The organism is Streptomyces sp. MS191, from assembly GCF_008042125.1.
Taxonomy (GTDB): Bacteria; Actinomycetota; Actinomycetes; order Streptomycetales; family Streptomycetaceae; genus Streptomyces.
Window position 1 is genome coordinate 1 of record NZ_RDBI01000131.1, and the last position, 16,980, is coordinate 16,980.

Annotated in this window: 18 protein-coding genes and 2 pseudogenes; 13 read left to right on the plus strand and 7 right to left on the minus strand. The window is 69.6% G+C overall.

The genetic code is table 11. The features are described from left to right. Nucleotides 1-321: 321 nt before the first annotated feature. The 4 genes from EAO71_RS35580 to EAO71_RS35595 all read right to left on the minus strand — a co-directional run bounded on the left by EAO71_RS35580 (nucleotide 322) and on the right by EAO71_RS35595 (nucleotide 3,262). Nucleotides 322-1,056 carry an anti-sigma factor gene (locus EAO71_RS35580; protein ID WP_147981947.1) on the minus strand — a complete coding sequence of 245 codons (735 nt, stop codon included), beginning with the start codon at nucleotides 1,054-1,056 and terminating at the stop codon, nucleotides 322-324. Then, nucleotides 1,040-1,597: an RNA polymerase sigma factor gene (locus tag EAO71_RS35585; RefSeq protein WP_261992504.1), complete on the minus strand. Its 558-nt coding sequence runs from the start codon at nucleotides 1,595-1,597 to the stop codon at nucleotides 1,040-1,042. Before EAO71_RS35585 ends, EAO71_RS35580 begins: the two co-directional genes overlap by 17 nt. Nucleotides 1,598-1,644: 47 nt before the next feature. After that, nucleotides 1,645-2,322: a class F sortase gene (locus EAO71_RS35590; protein ID WP_187282961.1), complete on the minus strand. Its 678-nt coding sequence runs from the start codon at nucleotides 2,320-2,322 to the stop codon at nucleotides 1,645-1,647. Between the two features lie 106 nt (nucleotides 2,323-2,428). After that, complete coding sequence (locus tag EAO71_RS35595; RefSeq protein ID WP_147981950.1) at nucleotides 2,429-3,262, minus strand: DUF4397 domain-containing protein; 834 nt, start codon at nucleotides 3,260-3,262, stop codon at nucleotides 2,429-2,431. Nucleotides 3,263-3,553: 291 nt separating this feature from the next. Here EAO71_RS35595 and EAO71_RS35600 point away from each other — a divergent pair, with 291 nt between their 5' ends. Further along, on the plus strand, nucleotides 3,554-3,805 hold the full coding sequence (locus tag EAO71_RS35600) for a hypothetical protein (RefSeq protein WP_147981951.1): 252 nt from the start codon (nucleotides 3,554-3,556) through the stop codon (nucleotides 3,803-3,805). Between the two features lie 211 nt (nucleotides 3,806-4,016). On the opposite strand, the gene EAO71_RS35605 is transcribed toward EAO71_RS35600, so the two are convergent. Further along, nucleotides 4,017-4,775, minus strand: coding sequence for a YqjF family protein (locus tag EAO71_RS35605; protein WP_147981952.1), 759 nt, complete (start codon nucleotides 4,773-4,775; stop codon nucleotides 4,017-4,019). Nucleotides 4,776-5,016: 241 nt separating this feature from the next. Between EAO71_RS35605 and EAO71_RS35610 the strand changes: the two genes are divergently transcribed. Beyond that, nucleotides 5,017-5,220: a hypothetical protein gene (locus EAO71_RS35610; protein WP_147981953.1), complete on the plus strand. Its 204-nt coding sequence runs from the start codon at nucleotides 5,017-5,019 to the stop codon at nucleotides 5,218-5,220. On the opposite strand, the gene EAO71_RS35615 is transcribed toward EAO71_RS35610, so the two are convergent. Beyond that, nucleotides 5,201-6,580, minus strand: coding sequence for a glycosyltransferase (locus EAO71_RS35615; RefSeq protein WP_147981954.1), 1,380 nt, complete (start codon nucleotides 6,578-6,580; stop codon nucleotides 5,201-5,203). The genes EAO71_RS35610 and EAO71_RS35615 overlap by 20 nt on opposite strands. Nucleotides 6,581-6,758: 178 nt before the next feature. Here EAO71_RS35615 and EAO71_RS35620 point away from each other — a divergent pair, with 178 nt between their 5' ends. The 11 genes and pseudogenes from EAO71_RS35620 to EAO71_RS35660 all read left to right on the plus strand — a co-directional run bounded on the left by EAO71_RS35620 (nucleotide 6,759) and on the right by EAO71_RS35660 (nucleotide 16,023). Then, nucleotides 6,759-8,810, plus strand: a complete 2,052-nt coding sequence (locus tag EAO71_RS35620; RefSeq protein ID WP_187282962.1) for a glycosyltransferase — start codon at nucleotides 6,759-6,761, stop codon at nucleotides 8,808-8,810. A 147-nt stretch (nucleotides 8,811-8,957) separates the two neighbouring features. Continuing rightward, nucleotides 8,958-9,566 (plus strand): DUF4383 domain-containing protein, encoded by a 609-nt coding sequence (locus EAO71_RS35625; RefSeq protein ID WP_147981956.1) that lies wholly within the window; start codon nucleotides 8,958-8,960, stop codon nucleotides 9,564-9,566. 26 nt (nucleotides 9,567-9,592) lie between these two features. After that, nucleotides 9,593-9,820: pseudogene (locus EAO71_RS39845) on the plus strand (MerR family transcriptional regulator); the annotation flags it as partial. Between the two features lie 93 nt (nucleotides 9,821-9,913). Continuing rightward, on the plus strand, nucleotides 9,914-10,597 hold the full coding sequence (locus EAO71_RS35630; RefSeq protein ID WP_315986635.1) for a cobalamin B12-binding domain-containing protein: 684 nt from the start codon (nucleotides 9,914-9,916) through the stop codon (nucleotides 10,595-10,597). Nucleotides 10,598-10,840: 243 nt separating this feature from the next. After that, on the plus strand, nucleotides 10,841-11,086 hold the full coding sequence (locus EAO71_RS40205; RefSeq protein WP_187282963.1) for a DUF6479 family protein: 246 nt from the start codon (nucleotides 10,841-10,843) through the stop codon (nucleotides 11,084-11,086). A gap of 183 nt (nucleotides 11,087-11,269) precedes the next feature. Next, nucleotides 11,270-12,397, plus strand: a complete 1,128-nt coding sequence (locus EAO71_RS35640; protein WP_261992505.1) for a ferrochelatase — start codon at nucleotides 11,270-11,272, stop codon at nucleotides 12,395-12,397. A gap of 160 nt (nucleotides 12,398-12,557) precedes the next feature. After that, a pseudogene (locus EAO71_RS39475) lies at nucleotides 12,558-12,743 on the plus strand (tryptophan-rich sensory protein); the annotation flags it as partial. Between the two features lie 85 nt (nucleotides 12,744-12,828). Next, nucleotides 12,829-13,065, plus strand: coding sequence for a TspO/MBR family protein (locus EAO71_RS39480; RefSeq protein WP_261992506.1), 237 nt, complete (start codon nucleotides 12,829-12,831; stop codon nucleotides 13,063-13,065). Nucleotides 13,066-13,216: 151 nt separating this feature from the next. After that, nucleotides 13,217-13,612 carry a DUF6479 family protein gene (locus EAO71_RS35650; RefSeq protein WP_147981959.1) on the plus strand — a complete coding sequence of 132 codons (396 nt, stop codon included), beginning with the start codon at nucleotides 13,217-13,219 and terminating at the stop codon, nucleotides 13,610-13,612. 266 nt (nucleotides 13,613-13,878) lie between these two features. Further along, nucleotides 13,879-15,057 (plus strand): NAD(P)/FAD-dependent oxidoreductase, encoded by a 1,179-nt coding sequence (locus EAO71_RS35655; protein WP_147981960.1) that lies wholly within the window; start codon nucleotides 13,879-13,881, stop codon nucleotides 15,055-15,057. 72 nt (nucleotides 15,058-15,129) lie between these two features. Beyond that, on the plus strand, nucleotides 15,130-16,023 hold the full coding sequence (locus EAO71_RS35660; protein WP_147981961.1) for an RNA polymerase sigma-70 factor: 894 nt from the start codon (nucleotides 15,130-15,132) through the stop codon (nucleotides 16,021-16,023). 64 nt (nucleotides 16,024-16,087) lie between these two features. Here the strand turns inward: EAO71_RS35660 and EAO71_RS35665 are convergent. Next, nucleotides 16,088-16,980: alpha-galactosidase (locus EAO71_RS35665; RefSeq protein ID WP_147981962.1), on the minus strand; the 893-nt coding region annotated here is incomplete at its 5' end.

Genomic DNA, 16,980 nt, shown 5'->3' on the forward strand with positions numbered 1-16,980 from the left:
GTCTGGCTCATGGACCGCACGCACACCAAGTTGGTCTCCATGGGCGTCCTCGGCCCGCCCAGATCACGCAGATTGGGCACACCCACGATGGGAATCACCTGACCGGGGGAGGGGATCGTCATGACGAGTCCGTTCCGCTTGCCTGCCCCGAGTCAGGCCAATTCTATCGACAGGGGCCTCGGCACCGCGCGGTGAATCGAGCGGTCGGAGATCACCGACCGCTCGCACGACGGGCGACGGCGCGATACTGCAGGTGGTGGCCTCGGCGACGCACCGMCTCCGACGCCGCGCGCCGATCCATCGCGGGTGAGGGGACAGCCCTCAGCCCGCGTAGGCGCCTCGGACGATGCTGTCGCCGGAGTGGTCGGGCTTTCCGTTGTAGGGCTGCACGGATACGTCCACCACGGAGTATTCGCGCAGGTCGATGTTGTCGGGGATCGGCAGCGTGGCGTGTCCGTCGGGGCCGAGGACGCCCATGGAGACCAACTTGGTGTGCGTGCGGTCCATGAGCCAGACCTCGAAGTAGCCGGAGGTCCGGGGAAGGTCCTTGACGGTGATGTTCAGCGACCGGCTTCCGCTTCGGTCGTCGAGGCTGGCATAGCCGGCTGAGGTGCTGCGGAGAGACTCGAGGCGTTTGCCGTCGGCGCTCGTCTGTCGCGTCGACGAATTCGTCTGGGTCACCCACCAGGTGATGGCGCTGCCGGATGCGGCGCCGAACAGTGCGGCGCACGCTGCGAGAGCGACTGTGGAGCGGCGCAAGCGCTGGAGCGGCTTGGGGCGGGAGCTGCTGATGGTCGCCGCGTCGTCGTGCGGCGCGGACGGGTCCGGCGTGACAGAGAGGTGCAGCTCCGTGGCGATGGAGTCCCAGACGGCCTCCGACGGTGTCAGGAGGTCGCCGTCCGCGTCGTCGGTGGTCGACATGGTCGTCACCACACGGCGCAGCGCCTCGAACTCACCTCGGCACTGATCGCATTCGTACAGGTGGAGAGAGGCTGAAGGCTCGGTTTCCTCGCCCAGGGCCATCATCGCCAGAGTTTCCTCATCGGTGTGCTTCACCGTCCACCTCCAACCGCTTCTTCAGACGCATCAGGCCGCGCCGCGTATGGGTTTTGACTGTTCCGAGCGGCAGACCGGTGCGCTCGGCGATCTGTGATTGGGTCAGGTCTTCGTAGAAGGCCATTCTGAGGACGAGTTGTTGCTGTTCGGTGAGGGAATCCATCTCTTCGGTCAGCACGACATGGTCCAGCACCGATTCCGCCACCTCTGTGGGCTGTGGGGAGACGCCCGCGGCGGCTGTGGCGGCTTCGACGTCTCGCACGTGCCGGGTACGGCGGCTGAGTGCATCGGCCACTTTCTTGTGAGTGATGCCCACCAGCCAGGTCTTGAGGGATCCGCGGCGCCTGTCGAAGGTCTTGCGGCTGTTCCAGGCCCCGACGAACACCTGCTGGGTGACGTCCTTGGCTTCTTCGGCGTCTCCGAGCTTTCGTGCGGCGACGGTGTACACGAGCGAGCCCCAGCGGCGGTAGGCCTCTTTGAGGAACGCTTCGTCGCCGTCGGCGAACCCCTCACCCAGTCTGTCTTCCGACACTGTGGTCACGCCCGCAACACCAGCCGCAAGGACCTGTGCACCGCCCCATATCGACGTCACTTCGGGACCTCCACTGCCGTGACGACGAGATTGTTCTGATAGCCACCGTGGTCCGGCAGGTACGGTCCGGCGCAGGTGATCAGGGTCAGCACCGCAGGTCCCTCCCGGGTGAACACCCCTGAGCCGGCCAAGGCGTTCTTGGGTACGGTCCGGCGGGCGATGATCTCGTAGGTCGCGATGGTGCTGTCCTCCTTCTCGACCAGCACCCTGTCTCCGGTTCGTACGTCGGTGAGGCCGAGCAGGACGCCCAGGCCGCGTTCTCGCGCGTCGATGTGCCCGACGATGACCGAGGAGCCGCTGCCCGCACCTGGTCGTGGGGAGAAGCGGTACCAGCCGACTCGATCGGGATCCTCCGGGACCTGCATCTGACCGTCGCCGGCCACACCCACCGGGTCGATGGGGGCGCGCAGTTCGAGTCTCGGAATCGAGAGCTCGCGCGGCAAGGGGACACCGGAGGGCGTGGCGCGGCTCGACGGGCGCGCCGGCGTCGCGGCAGGTGCCTGGGGTTGTCCGGTCACGGAGGGGGTCATGGCGGGCTGCGGGGATCCGAAGTCCCGGGCGCTGGAGGGGTCGTCGGCCCAGGCGGTGGCGAGGAGGACGGTCGCCACGGCCAGGATGACGCCGACGAGTGCCGTCGCTGTTCCGAGGATCTTGCGGTGCCCTGTTCTGGGCATGCCCATGGTCGGCCAGCCTTCAGGCGTCAAGGCCGTCAGGTGCGGTCACCCTGCGCGTTCGGGGACCCGCACCTGACGGCACGTCCGATGTGAGAGGTGTCGTGGGTCAGCGGGCGTCGTGTCGGCGGCGCAGCAGGAAGCCCGAGGTGCCCAGAGCGAGGACGGCACCGAGAGACAGTGCGCCCAGGGTCATGCTCTCGTTGTGTGCTGCGGCCTGGCCCGTCTCGCCGGCGGGAACGCCGGACGGCGCGGAGTGCATTCCGCCGATGGTCTGCGTCTTGAGCGCGAGGTTCTTGTCGGTGGCGCTGCCCCAGGCGTAGACGATGGTGTTGCTTCCCTCGGCCAGGTCCAGCGTCGCGGGCCCGAGCGCCACGGTGTCGGTGCCGGCCAGGACGACGTCGGCCGACACCGTGCCGGCTGCCACCTCGCCCTTCGCCTCCTTCGGGTTCTGCAGGTCCTTGAAGACCGCGGCGCCGTTGGCACGGACGTCGACGGCGGGTGCCGCGGCCACGTGGCGCACGGTGAGCCGCGCCTTGCCGGCGGGAACCTTGGAGGTGTCGTTGACGAACGCGTCGAGTGCGGGCTTGCCGTCGGCCGTCAGATGAGCGACCAGCGTCGCGTTGGCACCGGCGGGTACGTCGACCGTCTTCTCGATGGCCGGCGTACCCTTCGGGCCGTCGCCGTCCTTGAAGATCTTGATGTCGTACGAGCCCGCGTCCAGCTTCATCGGGTCGGTGAGCGTGCCCGGCGTGAAGTCGGGCAGCAGTTCCTTGTCCCCCGCGTACACGTCCACGGTGAGGCCGGGTACGGCGTGCAGCACCGTGACCGTGGCCTGCTCGTCCGCGGCCTTCGGCTGAGCGAAGGCAGGAGCACCGGCGGTGACGGACAGTACGACGGCGACGCCGGCGGTGAGAGCCGCACCGGCAGAACGAGTGTTCATGGCGATCATCCTCATCCGGTCGAGAAGGTCTCGAACCCTGTGTGGAGAGGCATTCCGTGAGCGGTCGCCGATCGGTTTCACCCCTTGCTTGAATCTTCGACGTCGTCAGGACCGGGCCTGCAAGGCCGGATCCGCAGGTGATGGCCGACTCCAAGAGAGCACGGCGCGCACGCCGATCTCGCGGAGGATGCCGGCCCCATGCCCACTGACGAAGAGGGCGTATGAATCCAATCTGGGCGAAAGGGGTGAAGGGTGTGCACTGGAGCAAGGCAAACGTCCTGAGGAGGACGCATGATCGTCAAGAAGCTTCACGACAAGGGGCTCCGCAGCGAGCACGCCTATCTGGCCGCCGTGGGCTCGATCGGACTCTCGCTCGCGTCATGGCTGACCTCGAGCAGGCAGGAGAATCTCGAGCGGGCGGATCGCTGGGGAATCTTTGTCGGCGAGTGGGCTCCCACGTTCTTCGCTCTGGGGTTGGCTCTGGCCAACTACGAGCGGGACGACCTTGCGGCCGAAGCGCGCTCGTTCGACGACGTGGCATAGGTTCTCCGGCCGGAGGGAGGCCGGAAGGGTGTCGAGGCTCCCTCGACACCCGCGCGGCTGTGAGCGCGTCGGAGGTGGCCCGCCCCGGACCGACCGGTGCGGGCGATCCGACGCCCGGCAGGCGCCCGCGGCCATCCAGCTGTCGATCCGGGCACCCGCGCCCTCGACACCGAGCCCGGATCCACGAGGGCGAGTAGAGGGTCTTCGCCCCCTACACCCCGCGCAGACGGCGAGGCGTTCCGAAACGCACCCGTACACCGGGGGAGTACAGCACGCTGGTCGGCATCCCGCGGGCGACGCGCAGACCGGTGGACGCCTCCACCAGATCGTCGTCGTGAGAGAGCAGCGATACATCCCGGAACGTCCACGGCGCATGGTCCACCGGCCAGAAGTACGTACTGCCCCAGGCCCGTGCGTGCAGGCCCCAGCGAGCCGTAAGGAAATCGCCGAGCGGGCCGCAGGCGTGTCCCTGCGTGCCGGTCGCGGCCCATACGCGTGACGTCGGGCCGCCCGGCTGCCGGCGACGGGTCGTATAGATGATCCGGTCACCGAAGCGCAGCTTCCGTGTGGCGGCCCAGCGATAGGGGAGGCCCCAGACGCTCCGCGCCACGGCCGAGGGCAGGAGCCGCTCGCAGTCGAGGGTGCGGAAGACCACCCCGCGGCGTCCCTCCGTGTCCACGCTGTACAGGCGGACGTTGATCTCGGTGAACGTGCCGATCAGCGGCAGCGCGGGACCCACGCCCAGAGCGAGTCGCCGCATCTGGAAGTAGACGAGGCCGATGTACGTCGCGCCGTCGATGACGTCGGGACGGGTGCCGGCCGGGAAGAGGTGGGCGACGTCGCCGGGATCCACCGGCCAGTGCAGGAACACGAGGTCGTCCCACGACTGGCGGAACAGGATCCGTCCCGCGACGTGCGGGGCGACGCGCGACAGAGGCTCCGGCACGGCGGAGAGCGGGGGTCTCTCCATGGCTCACCTTCCCTCTCGCTCTCCCGGCTGGATCTACCACGGCATTCCGGACTCCCGCGGGACGCGGATGCATCAGAGACGAGAGCCCTGACTCTCGCACGGAGGAACCAGCCGCCCCGGACCCGCTGCCACGCCCGAACCGAGGCCCGGCCCGGCTACGGTGGGGATCACCCTGTCCCTCGTCGTACACGGATACGCGCTCGGTGGCCGACCCGTCCATCGCACCGTCTGGTCCGCCGTCATGAACGGGCTCGTCGTTCCGTGGGGCAGACTCAACGGCGACGCCTCCCTCTACGGACACTCGCGGCGCAGCGTCCTCGACTTCGACACCGCGTCGGGATGCGCGCGACGACTGGGCCGCGCCGGGTTCACCCAGGTGCACACCCTGCCCCTGCCAGGTTGGCAGACCGGGATCACCCACACGTTCACCGCGCTGCGTCGCTGACGACTCCGCCGGGACGAAGACGAGCCTCGGATCGATGACCCATGGCCTCGAGCAGACGGCGTGCCGTCCAATCCGGACCGAGAGCCCTTGCGGTGCCCTTCCATCTGGCCAGGCCCGCAGGGTGACGCGACAGGAGCGTTCCCACCGCCGTACCGGCCTCTTCCTCCGTCATGCGGGTCGGGTCCAGGCAGAGGCCCACCTCCGCCCGTTCAAGGTCATGAGCAATGGAGAACTGGTCGCTGGAGAAGGGCAGCACCACCGCAGGGACACCGGCGGCGAGACACTCGGTGAACGAGTTGTTGCCACCGTGGTGGACCATGGCGTCCACGCGGCCCAGGAGCCAACGCTGGGGGACGGTCTCGGCGACGTGTACCGCCGAGTCCGCATGCCCGGCCATCGCGCTGACACGGTCGCCTGCCGCCACGATCACGGCGGCATCCGGCCGATGCGCACGAATCCCGCGCACCAGCGCCGCCAGCACGTCATCACGAGCGGACAGGAACGTGCCGAGCGCCACCAGGACCAGCTGCCGGTACTCAGCCCGCAGACGTCTGACCAAGCCTTCCCAGACATGCCCCGGGCTGCTCGGCACGGGAGGGACGCAGTGGCCGCCGTAGAGGTACCGACGGCCGGGCGTCTCTCGCCGGGGCAGCCACGGGAAAGGCAGGTAGTTGAAGACGACCGCCTCGGGAGAGGCGAGCGCGAAGGCCCGTCCGGGTGCCAGGCGGTTCGGAGCATGCCGGCCGGCTGTCCGCGCGAAGCTCTCGGTGAACGACTGGTCGTTGGCTCGCGCGGCCTCCTCGAGGGGTGCCAGGTCCTCGGGCGCCGGCCGGATGGAGCTGGGCCAGTTCTGAGGCACCCCGAAGAGACTCTCGGGCCGGTGGGGCAGGTAGCTGGGGTGGCCGGGGCAGAATGTGGCGAAGCGCAGGCCCAGGCAGTGCAAGGCCAGTGTCACGGGGTAACTCAGCTGGTCGACGACGTACCAGTCCGGAGCCAAGCGCTGGTGGACGGCACGGATCGCCGCCAGGACCGTCTCGGGATCCGCCAGCATGTCCTCACCGCGATGCCTGGCCTGGGTCAGGAGAGCGGGAACGGCGCCCTGACGGGTCGACTCGAGGAACTCCTCGAGACGTGCGGCTTCCCGCTCCCCCTGTTCGGTGCGGCGTGCGACTCCGGTGTTGGCGTTACGCGTCACCGTGAGGGGAACGAACCCCACCCCCGCCTCCGAAGCGAGGTCCGCGAACGGTTCCGCACAGGCCAGATACGCCTCCACCCCGGCGCGAGCGAGAGACCCCGCCAGCACGGACATCGGCTGGGCGTGGGAGCGAAACGGGGGGCTGACCACCACGACACGCGGCATCTGCGGCTCCATCGACGGAGGGGCCGCCTGTGACCGGCCCATGGGCAAGACCTTCGCGAGGAGAGAGGCGAGCGGATGCGGTCCCGCCGGACTTCGCGTCCGCGTGATCCCGCTGCATCCCGGAAGCGCGGAGCAGCGGAAATACGGCAGCCCGCAGGTTCCCTCTCAAGGAGCGTCCATGGATCGCGGCCTCGCGACGGAAGCGGTCTCCGCCTCCGACAGAAGCACGCTCGACACCCTCGACACCCTCGACCCCTTCGTCCAGGTGCGACGCCACTACTGGCAGGCACTCGCCGGCGACAGCCGCAGCACCCGCACGTGGCCCCGGTGGGCCCCGGGCACCCTGCTGGCGGAACTCGCGCAAAGCGAGTACCTGACCTCGGACGGCTCACCTGCCACAGGCAGCCGCAGGTCCGACGAGGACGACCACAAGGTCGCCCGGATGCGCGCCGCCATCCGATCGGGCACCGTCGCCCCGCCGGAAGAGGCCGTCCTCGCCACCGCGGGGAGCACGTTTCTCCGCGGCGCGGCAGCAGCGGGCTGGCCCGCGGTCGTGGCGCTCCACGGCGAGAGACGCACCGCGGCCGCGCTTCGCACCGCACTGCTCAGTGACCGGAGCCCGGAATCGCTCGCCCTGCTGCTCGATCTGGCGGCTCAGGGACAGTACCGGTCCCTGTCGACGGCCGAGCTCACCCCGCACGCGCACAGCCCGGACAGGCGAGTACGACACGCCGCCTGGCGCGCGCTGGCCGCACACGCTCCTTCCGCACGGAGCGTGCTGAGCCATGTGGTGCCCACGGACACGTACGAGCAGTTGCTGCTCGAGGTGCTCCTCGGAGGAGATGCCGGCAGAGGGGTACGGCAGCCGATGGGCCCGGGAACGGTCGTTGCCCAGTCCATGCTCCTCGGCGGCCTCGACACGCCGGGGGAAGGATGCAGCGGCGGGCTCGGAGTACTCCTGAGCGGCCTCGGTGACGCCCTGGCGCTGACCGATCAGGTGGCAGCCGTGATCACTGTCGTCACGGCCTGCCGATCGGACATCGATCGTGACCCGACCCTGCTCCGACGGCGTGCCCCAGGACACTGGGTGCTGCGCCTGCCCGTGGACAGTGGCCTTCCCCCCGGCCCGGATGAGATGCGCCTGCACCGTGAGGCACTGAGCTGGTGGGCGGCACACCTGCTCGGCTCACTCGGTCGGCCCGTGGACGTCCTGCATGTGAGGTACGCGGACGACGGCTCGATCGCCCTCGCCGAGGCGGCACGTCGTATCGGCGCCGCCCTGGTGTTCACCGCCACGCCCGATCCGCACCGTCACATCGCGGAGCGGCACGGCCGCGGGAACGCCGATCCGGCATCGCTCCGCAGCGACCTCCACCGCGTGTTCCTCGCCGACTGCCTCGTTCAGCGGGCCGACCGCGTCCTCGCGATAGCCCGGCGCGACGGGGACACACAGGAACTCCTCCGTCACTTTCCCCAGCTGGAATCCGAGAACGTCAGCGCGGTGCCGGAGGGAATCGCGGCGTACCCACGTACGCCCGACGAGCTGCAGCGAAGGCGCGCCCTCCTGAGGCACATCGGGATGCCGTATTCCGGTGTCCCCGGCAGACCGCTCCCCGTATTGCTGAGCGTCGGACGCCTGCATCCGGTGAAACAGCAGGACGTGCTGGTCAGAGCATGGGTTGCATCCGGCAGTCACCGACAGTCCCACCTCGTGCTCATCGGTGGCCGCCCGGACGACTCCGAACCGGCCGAACGGCTGATGCGCGCCCGCATCGACGAGTGCCTGGCAGCCTGCCCCGAAGCCGCGGAAAGGCTCCACCTGCTGCCGGCGCTCTCCAACGCCGACGTGCGATGCCTGGAGCGAGCCCTGGCCGACACCGGCGCCGGCACGCGAGCCCGGTACGTCTGCCCCAGCGTCAAGGAAGAGTTCGGCCTGGCCGTACTCGAAGCGATGGACGCGGGACTCGTCGTCGCGGCTCCTGCCCGCGGAGGCATTCCGAACTACCTGGTCGACGGCGACAACGGACTGCTGATCGACACGTCGACACCGGCCTCCCTCGGCGCGGGACTGCGCCGACTGCTGGATCTGGACGACCAGGCGATCGACGCCATGGCCCGTCGCGCCCAGGCTCTGGTCCGCGACACCTACTCCGCTGCCGCCATGGCCGCAGCACTGGCCTGTCACTACGTACCACTGGCCACAGCGCGCCGGCCCAGGACGACGCCGTGACCTGCATCCGCCTTCACAGGACCGAGAGAAGAGCGGATGAAACCGCCGTCGAGCGGTCTTCCACCGCCCACGGGATTCCAGCCCTCGACCCTGGTCAGAGGTGGCGAGGCGGTCCCGACAGCTCCGCACTCAGCGAGGAGACGGTCCGTGAAACTGAGAGACGAACTTCCTGTCGACCACCATCTCGCCGCGGTCTACCGATGGGGGGCCGCGGCGTGCGGACTGATCCTCCTGGCCTTCGGCTCCCTCGGCTTCGCGGACGCCCTCAGCCCGTTCGACACCTCGGGGGACCGCATCGCGGGCATGACGACGAACACGACGCTCAGCGTCATCTCCGTGCTGGTGGGCCTCGCCCTCCTCGGCGGAGCAGTTGTCGGCGGCAACGTCGCATCCACCCTGAACATGGTCGTCGGCACCCTGTTCGTCCTGAGCGGGTTCTACCACCTGTTCGTACTGGACAGGCCCGCCAACTTCCTCGACTTCGGAATGACGAACGTCATGTTCAGCTTCGTCATGGGTCTTCTGATCGTCACCTTCGGAATGTACGGGCGGGTCTCCAGCAAACTCTCCCACGACAACCCGTACTGGAGGCGGCGTCATCCGCGCGAGGCCGCTCGCGAGTCCCTCGCCCGACGGAAGGCGACTGCGCGGGAACCGGCCCCCGTCGCCCCGGTGTCGGCACGCCCCCACCAGGACCTGCCCGGTCGGAACGCGGAGCGTTCCATCGAGGCGCGGACCGGTGACAGGCATTCGTGAGAGTCCCGCAGAAGGGGGTGAAGGTCATGGCACGTGACGGGTCGTCCGACCGGTCGCCGGAACCGGGCATCGCAACGGGTACCGTGGCACGCCGACTTGGCGTCACCCCCACCACGTTGCGCTCGTGGGACCAGCGATACGGGATCAGGCCCGCGGCCCGGCAGCAGGGCAAGCATCGACGCTGGACCCCGCGCGACATCGCGATGCTCGAGGACATGTGCAGGATGACCACATCGGGAGTTCCTCCCGCAGAGGCTGCCCGAGTGGCCCTGTCACGCGCCGGCCGCCCCGCTCCGTCCCAGCCCACGGCCTCGGAACCGATGCGCAGTCCCGGGTCGGGGAACGGCATGCCCCTGGAGAACGTGCAGCATCAGCACAGGGGCCTGGCGCGCGCGGCGGTGAGACTCGACAGCCCGACCGTCGATCGTCTGCTCCGGGAAGCCGTTGCACAGCATGGTCTTGTGCGGGCCTGGCAGGAGGCGATGGTGCCGACGTTGCACGCGGCAGGCCGCAAGTGGGAGTCGTCAGGTGACCGCTACGTAGAGGTCGAGCACCTGCTGTCATGGCACATCTCCACCGTCCTGCGCCAGCTCGGCAGTACCGCTCCGCCGCCCCCGGCGGGAGTCCCACCCGTCCTTCTCGCATGCCTCCCCGGCGAGCAGCACGCACTGCCCCTGGAGGCCCTCACCGCGGTCCTCGCCCAGCAGCGCCTGCCCACCCGCATGTTCGGAGCCGCTGTGCCGGCCGACGCCATCCTCGCAGCCGTGAGGCGCGTGGGACCGGCAGCGGTCGTGCTGTGGTCGCAGACCCGGTCCACCGCCGATCACGCCTTCGCGGCGCACGTCGCGCGGACCGCGTTCGGCGTACAGGGAGCCCGCACCCAACCCCTGGTCCTCCTGGGTGGCCACGGATGGGCCGGCTCTCCCCTCACTGCGGGCATGCTTCGGCCGAACGGCCTCGATGAAGCCAGTGGAAGACTCCGTCAGCTCTACGCATCGATGCCTGGCACAGCAACCGGTGACCGGGGCTGAACCACGGCGTGGCCGACAAGCCGAGCGCCGAAGGGGGCAGGCGGCCCACGAGGGCGGGCGGCTGATGCGACGACTGCGGCGACGGGGGGCGATGCGTCTCGCGAGGCCGAAGGCGGATCGGCTCGGTCAGGAGAAGGTTCGTCCGACCGGTGCCTTCCGGTCCCGATCTGCATCCGTCGACCCGCCGACCATGAAATGCACGCAAAAGGTACATAACGCCTACTGGAGGCTCCCGTGCACCTCGTGATCGGATTGATCGTCGTAGCGGTTCTGGTCGGCGCCGTCGTCCTCGGAAGCAAGTTGCGCGACCAGGAAGGACCACCCCCCGACCCCACGACGCACCCGCACCGGCCCCCCACCGGCCGGCTGCCCGGAGAGGTCTCCGAACGCCTCCGCCACGTCGAGGTCCCCACATCGGACCGCGCGCACCGGCTMCGCCCGTACCAACTGTGGACCCGCACCGAGCCGGTCCCCCACGAAGAGGCGTAGCCGGACGCTTCCGCCCGGCGCATCCGCCCTCGCACGGTGACCCGGTCTCCTGCCCCGTGCCGGAGACCGGGTCGCCTCGTCGGGACCGCCCTCTTCCCGCACCGGCTGCATCCGACGGCCCCCGACCATCGGAACAAAGGCGAACCGACGCCCGAAGCAGCGGCGATGAGAACAGGAAGAACTGTGGACCCGAAGCGCCCGACCGCCCCCTATGACGCTCTGCTACTGCTGTCCTTCGGCGGCCCGGAAGGCCCCGACGACGTGATTCCCTTCCTGGAGAACGTCACACGCGGGCGAGGGATCCCCACGGAACGCCTGAAGCAAGTCGGACAGCACTACTTCGACTTCGGCGGAGTCAGCCCGATCAACGACCAGAACCGGGCCCTGCTGGAAGCCGTGCGCAAGGACTTTGCCGAGTCCGCCCTGGACCTCCCCGTCTACTGGGGCAACCGGAACTGGGCGCCGTATCTGACCGAGACGTTGCGTGAGATGGTTCGTGACGGCCGACGCCGTGTCCTCGTCCTGGTCACCAGCGCCTACTCCTCCTACTCGGGCTGTCGCCAGTACCGTGAGAACCTCGCCGACGCCCTGGCGGCACTTCGGGACGAAGGCCTCGAGGTCCCCAGGGTCGACAAGCTGCGTCACTACTTCAACCACCCCGGCTTCGTCGAGCCCATGATCGACGGTGTGCTGCGGTCCCTGGAGGACCTCCCCGAAGACGTGCGAGACCACGCCCACATCGCCTTCACCACCCATTCGATCCCCCTGTCCGCGGCGGACGGCTCCGGACCCGTCGAGGGGCAGGGCGACGGAGGCGCCTACGTTCGCCAGCATCTGGATGTCGCCAGGCTGATCGCTGACGCCGTCCGTGAACGCACCGGCGTCGATCATCCCTGGCAACTCGTCTACCAGTCACGCTCCGGCGCCCCGCAGATCCCGTGGCTCGAGCCGGACATCTGCGACCACCTGGCCGAGCGGCACGCCTCCGGAGTTGCCGCCGTCGTCATGGCGCCCATCGGCTTCGTATCCGATCACATGGAGGTCCTGTACGACCTTGATACGGAGGCCAGAGCCAAAGCCCGGGAACTGGGCCTGCCGGTACGACGCTCGGCAACCGTGGGCACCGACCCGCGGTTCGTCGCCGCGATCCGGGACCTGGTGCTGGAGCGGGCTGCCGACGAGCGGGGGCAACAGGTCGCGCCGTGCATCCTGGGAACGCTCGGCGCGAGCCGCAACATCTGCCCGGCGGGCTGCTGCCCGGCCCGTCTCCCCCGCCCGGCCGCTGCCGGCGCCGACAGCCCCTTCCGGTGACCGAGCCCGACCCCACGCCCCCTGCCGGGATTCCTCGATCCGGACAGTTCCACACCTCACTGGACGGGGCCTTCGAGTGGCACTTCCGCAACGCGCTTCCGGCAACCACGCAGGGCGCAGGAGCCGTGCAACGACCCGTGGAAGGAACGTGATACCCGGCATGAGGTCGGTATCGACGCAGCAACCCCCACCCCGCAGCAGGCGTCTGCTCACGCTGGCCGGCCTGGTCGTGGTCTGCTACGCCGTGGCAGGCATCGGTGGATGGGCATCGACAGACGCAGGCGACACCTACAGCACTCTGATCCGCCCCTCGTGGGCGCCCCCGAGCCGGCTCTTCGGCCCTGTGTGGACAGTGCTGTACGGCACTGTCGCCGTGGCAGCGTGGATGGTCCTGCGCATTCCGGGCCCCGCGCCCCGCGCCGCGCGGCGCGATGGCGTGGTGGTCGGCCCAGCTCGCACTCAACCTGGCGTGGACGCCACTGTTCTTCGCCGCCGACGAGTACGGGCTCGCGTTCGCCGACATCTGCCTGCTCCTCGCGGCCATCGTCATGACCATCATCACCTTCTCCCGCGCCAGCAGGAGCGCCGCCCTGCTGCTCGTCCCCTACGCCGTCTGGGTCGCGTTCGCGTCCGGGCTCAACCTGTCGATCTGGCTGGCGAACACCTGATCGGCCTGACGCCCTGCCTCGATTCCGGTCCTCACGGCGCTCTTGTCGTCTCAGTCGGTAACGCTCGTCCGCCGTCCATCAGATGTGCGTGTGCGCCAAGCTCGCATGGTCGGTGCATCCGTGCCCATCCCGTACGGGGTAATCATGGATTATGAACGCTTTTCTCGCGGATTCCGCAGGGGGCGCGACGACACTGGTCGGTGTCTGGCAGTCAGGCTTGGCCCAGGTCCTCGGCGGTCTGATCATCGTCGCCGTACTGATCGGCGGGTTCTTCCTGGGCATGCGTGTCCGGGACAAGGAATCCCCGACACCCAAGCCGGAGGAGCACCCCCACCGCCCGGAGACCGACGCGCTCCCCGGTGAGATGTCCGAGTACCGCCGACCGGCGGAGATGCCGCAGACCGACGGCGAACACCGGCTCATGCCGTACCAGTTGAAGGCCTCGGGCAGTGAGACCTCGCCCGAACCACCGCCCGAGGAGAAGCGGAAGTGGGGCGGGATCTCCAGCGGAGGCTTCGGCAGCGGAGGCACGGGCCACGGCGACTGACCGCCGGGTTCCCGCCACACTCCGGTCGTGCGTCACCGCGTCGCATGACCGTCGGCCCGGGCGGCAGCCGGCGCTCGCGCTCCTCGGTGTCCTGTCGCGCTGTGGCCGGTCCGGCACAGAGAGGCAACCGACGGGTTCTCTCGGCAGCACCTCGGCTGCGCATCGGTGTGGCGTGGTTCACATCCGCGATCTGTCACGTCCGGTGCGGGTCGCCTGTCCCATGGTCGTCACCGGCACCGAAGCCGGTGCCGACCTTGGGAGATCCGATGAACCACGACCACCGCATCGTCATCCTCGGCGCGGGCTACACGGGCTTGTTCACCGCCATCCGGCTGGCCCACCGCACGCGCCGGACCGGCGTGAGGATCACCCTGGTCAACCCCTCGAGCCGGTTCGTCGAGCGGCTGCGGATGCACCAGATCGCCACCGGGCAGAAGCTGGCCGACCACCGGATCCCCGACCTGCTCGCCGGGACCGGCGTCACGTTCGTCCAGGGCGCGGCCACGGCCATCGATCCCGAGGCGCGGCGGATCACCGTCGACGGCGCCGAGACCCTCGGGTATGACACGCTCGTCTACGCGCTGGGCAGCTCGACCGACACCAGCAGGGTTTCCGGCGCCGACACGCAGGCGTTCACCCTCGACAACCCACAGATCGCCGGTCGGTTGGCCGCACGGCTCACCGAGGTCGCCGTGTCGGGCGGCACGGTCACCGTCTGCGGCGGCGGCCTGACCGGCGTCGAGGCGGCCACCGAGATCGCCGAGAGCCACCCCGGCCTGAACGTCACGCTGATCAGCCTGGACGAGCCCGGCGGCATGATGGGCGCCAAGGCCCGCGCGTACCTCCACGGCGCGCTGGACCGCCTCGGCGTCACGCTGGAGACCGGCGCCCGCGTCACCAAGGTGCTGCCCGACGCCGTCGAACTGGCCGACGGCCGGCTCGTCCGCTCCGACATCTGCCTGTGGACCACGGGCGTCAAGGTGTCGCCGCTCGCCGCCGATGCCGGGATCGCCACCGACGACCGCGGCCTCATCCTGGTCGACGCCACGCTGCGTTCGGTTTCCCACCCGGAGATCCACGCCATCGGCGACGCCGCCGCCGTCCGTCTGGCCTGGGGGCAGATCCACGGCACCTGCCAGAGCGGCCTGCCCACCGCCCAGTACACCGCCGACACCATCGCGCGGCTCGTGCGCGGCAAGGCCGTCAAGCCGTTCCGGTTCGGCTACTTCCACCAGCCGGTCAGCCTCGGCCGCCGAGATGCCGTCATCCAGTTCACCAAGGCCGACGAGACCCCCCGCCGCATGCACCTCACCGGCCGGGGCGCCGTCGCGTACAAGGAGATGGTCAGCGGCAGCCCGCTCAAGACCTACCGAATCAGCAAGCGCATGAACGTCACCACCATCGTCTCCAAGGGTGGCCGCGCCACCCGCAAGCCCGCGGCATGACGGGCACATCGGCTGCCAGCGTCATGATCCCCGGCCTTGCCGCCCTGGTCGCGGCACTGGCAGCATGATCCGATGGTCGACGCCAGGGACGAGCAGGACCCCTACAACGAACACCGCAGGCTGCTGTTCTCCACCGCCTACCGCATGCTGGGCAGTGTCACCGACGCCGAGGACGTCCTCCAGGACACCTGGCTGAGTTGGAGCGCCGTGGACCGCTACGCGGTCCACCATCCCAAGGCCTACCTGGTGCGCACGGTCACCAACCTCTCGTTGAACCGCCTCACCTCCGCAAGGGCGATCCGCGAAATCTACGTCGGGCCGTGGCTCCCCGAGCCCTTGCTGACCTCACCCGACATCGCCGCGGAGGCCGAAGTGGCCGACAGCGTCTCCACCGCGATGCTGGTCGTCCTGGAAACCCTCAGCCCCGTCGAACGGGCCGTCTTCCTGCTCCGCGAGGTCTTCGGCTACTCGCACGCCGAGATCGCCGAGACCCTCGAACGCCCCGAGTCGACAGTCCGCCAGATCGCCCATCGCGCACGCAGGCACGTCCAGGACCGCCGCCCCCGCTTCGACGCCGACCAGAACCAGCGCAGGAAGATCACCGCCCAGTTCATGGAGGCCTGCGCGGGCGGCGACCTGAACGCCGTCATGGAACTGCTCGCCCCCGACGTCACCGCCTGGTCCGACGGCGGCGGCAAGGTCACCGCGGCCCGCCGCCCTCTGAACGGCACCGACCACGTCGCACGCTGGATCGTGGGTTTCCTGGCCAAGCCCGATCTGGCCACCCTGACCATGGAGCCGGTCGTCATCAACGGCGAGCTCGGCATCCTGGCCACCCTCGGCGGACACACCGTCGGTGCCCTCACGTTCGACCTCGTCGACAATCGCATCCAGAACCTGCGCTTCCAGGTCAACCCCGAGAAACTCAGCGGCCTGACCCCCCACAACGGCTTGGCACGGCCCTGAGGCCATTCGGACCGCGGCGGACGACCGCGCCGCGCGCACCGAGGCGACGCGCTGAACCGTCCGTTCAGGTCTGCTCGGCGCGCAGCCAGACGAGCGTGCTCGGGTGGTCGCCGGAAGGCAGGGTGAGGGGAAGGCCGCAGGCTGCGAGGTAGGCCCCCGTGTAGGTGCGGTGGCTGTCGTGCGTGGTGAAACGGGTGGCCGGGTGCAGTCCGGGCACCCGGAGGGGGGCTTGCTCGGGACGGTGGGTGTGGTGGGGGCTCCATGCGAGGACGACCGCTTCCCGGCCGTCGGGTCGGACGTAGGCGACGGCGCCCGTGCCGCCGAGGTCGGGCCGACGCAGCCGGTAGAGGTMCGCGTGCTGCACGAGGTGGCGAATCTGCTTGTACGTCGCGATCAGGTCGGCCGCCTGGGCCGCCTCTTCCGGGGTCCAGCGGGTGAGGTCGGCCCCGATGCCGAGAACGCCCGCCATGGCGACGTGGAACCTGTAGGTCAGAGGGGTTCGGCGTCCGGTCAGCGGGTTGGGGCTGTCCGTGACCCACGACGACATGATCCTCGCCGGCCAGACCTGGCTGAAGCCTTCCTGGACGGCGAGCCGATCGGAGGGGTCGGTGTTGTCCGAGGGCCAGACCTGGTCCGCGTGGCGCAGCACGGCCGCATCGATCCGCCCACCGCCTCCGGCACAGGATTCGATGCGCAGGGTGGGGAATCTGTCGCGCAGCCGGGCGAGCACCCGGTGGAGGCCTTCGGCGTGTGCCGCCGGGCGGGAGCGTGTCCCGGCGGAGGTGCTGCCGCTCTCGGTGAAGGAGCGGTTGAAGTCCCACTTGAGGAAGTCGACGTGGTGGTCGCGGACGGTGTGCGACAGGGATTCGGTGGCCCAGTCCACGACCTCGGGGAGTGAGAAGTCCAGCATGAGCTGGTCCCGACGCAGGGTCGGGGGACGATCGGCGGCGTGTGCGC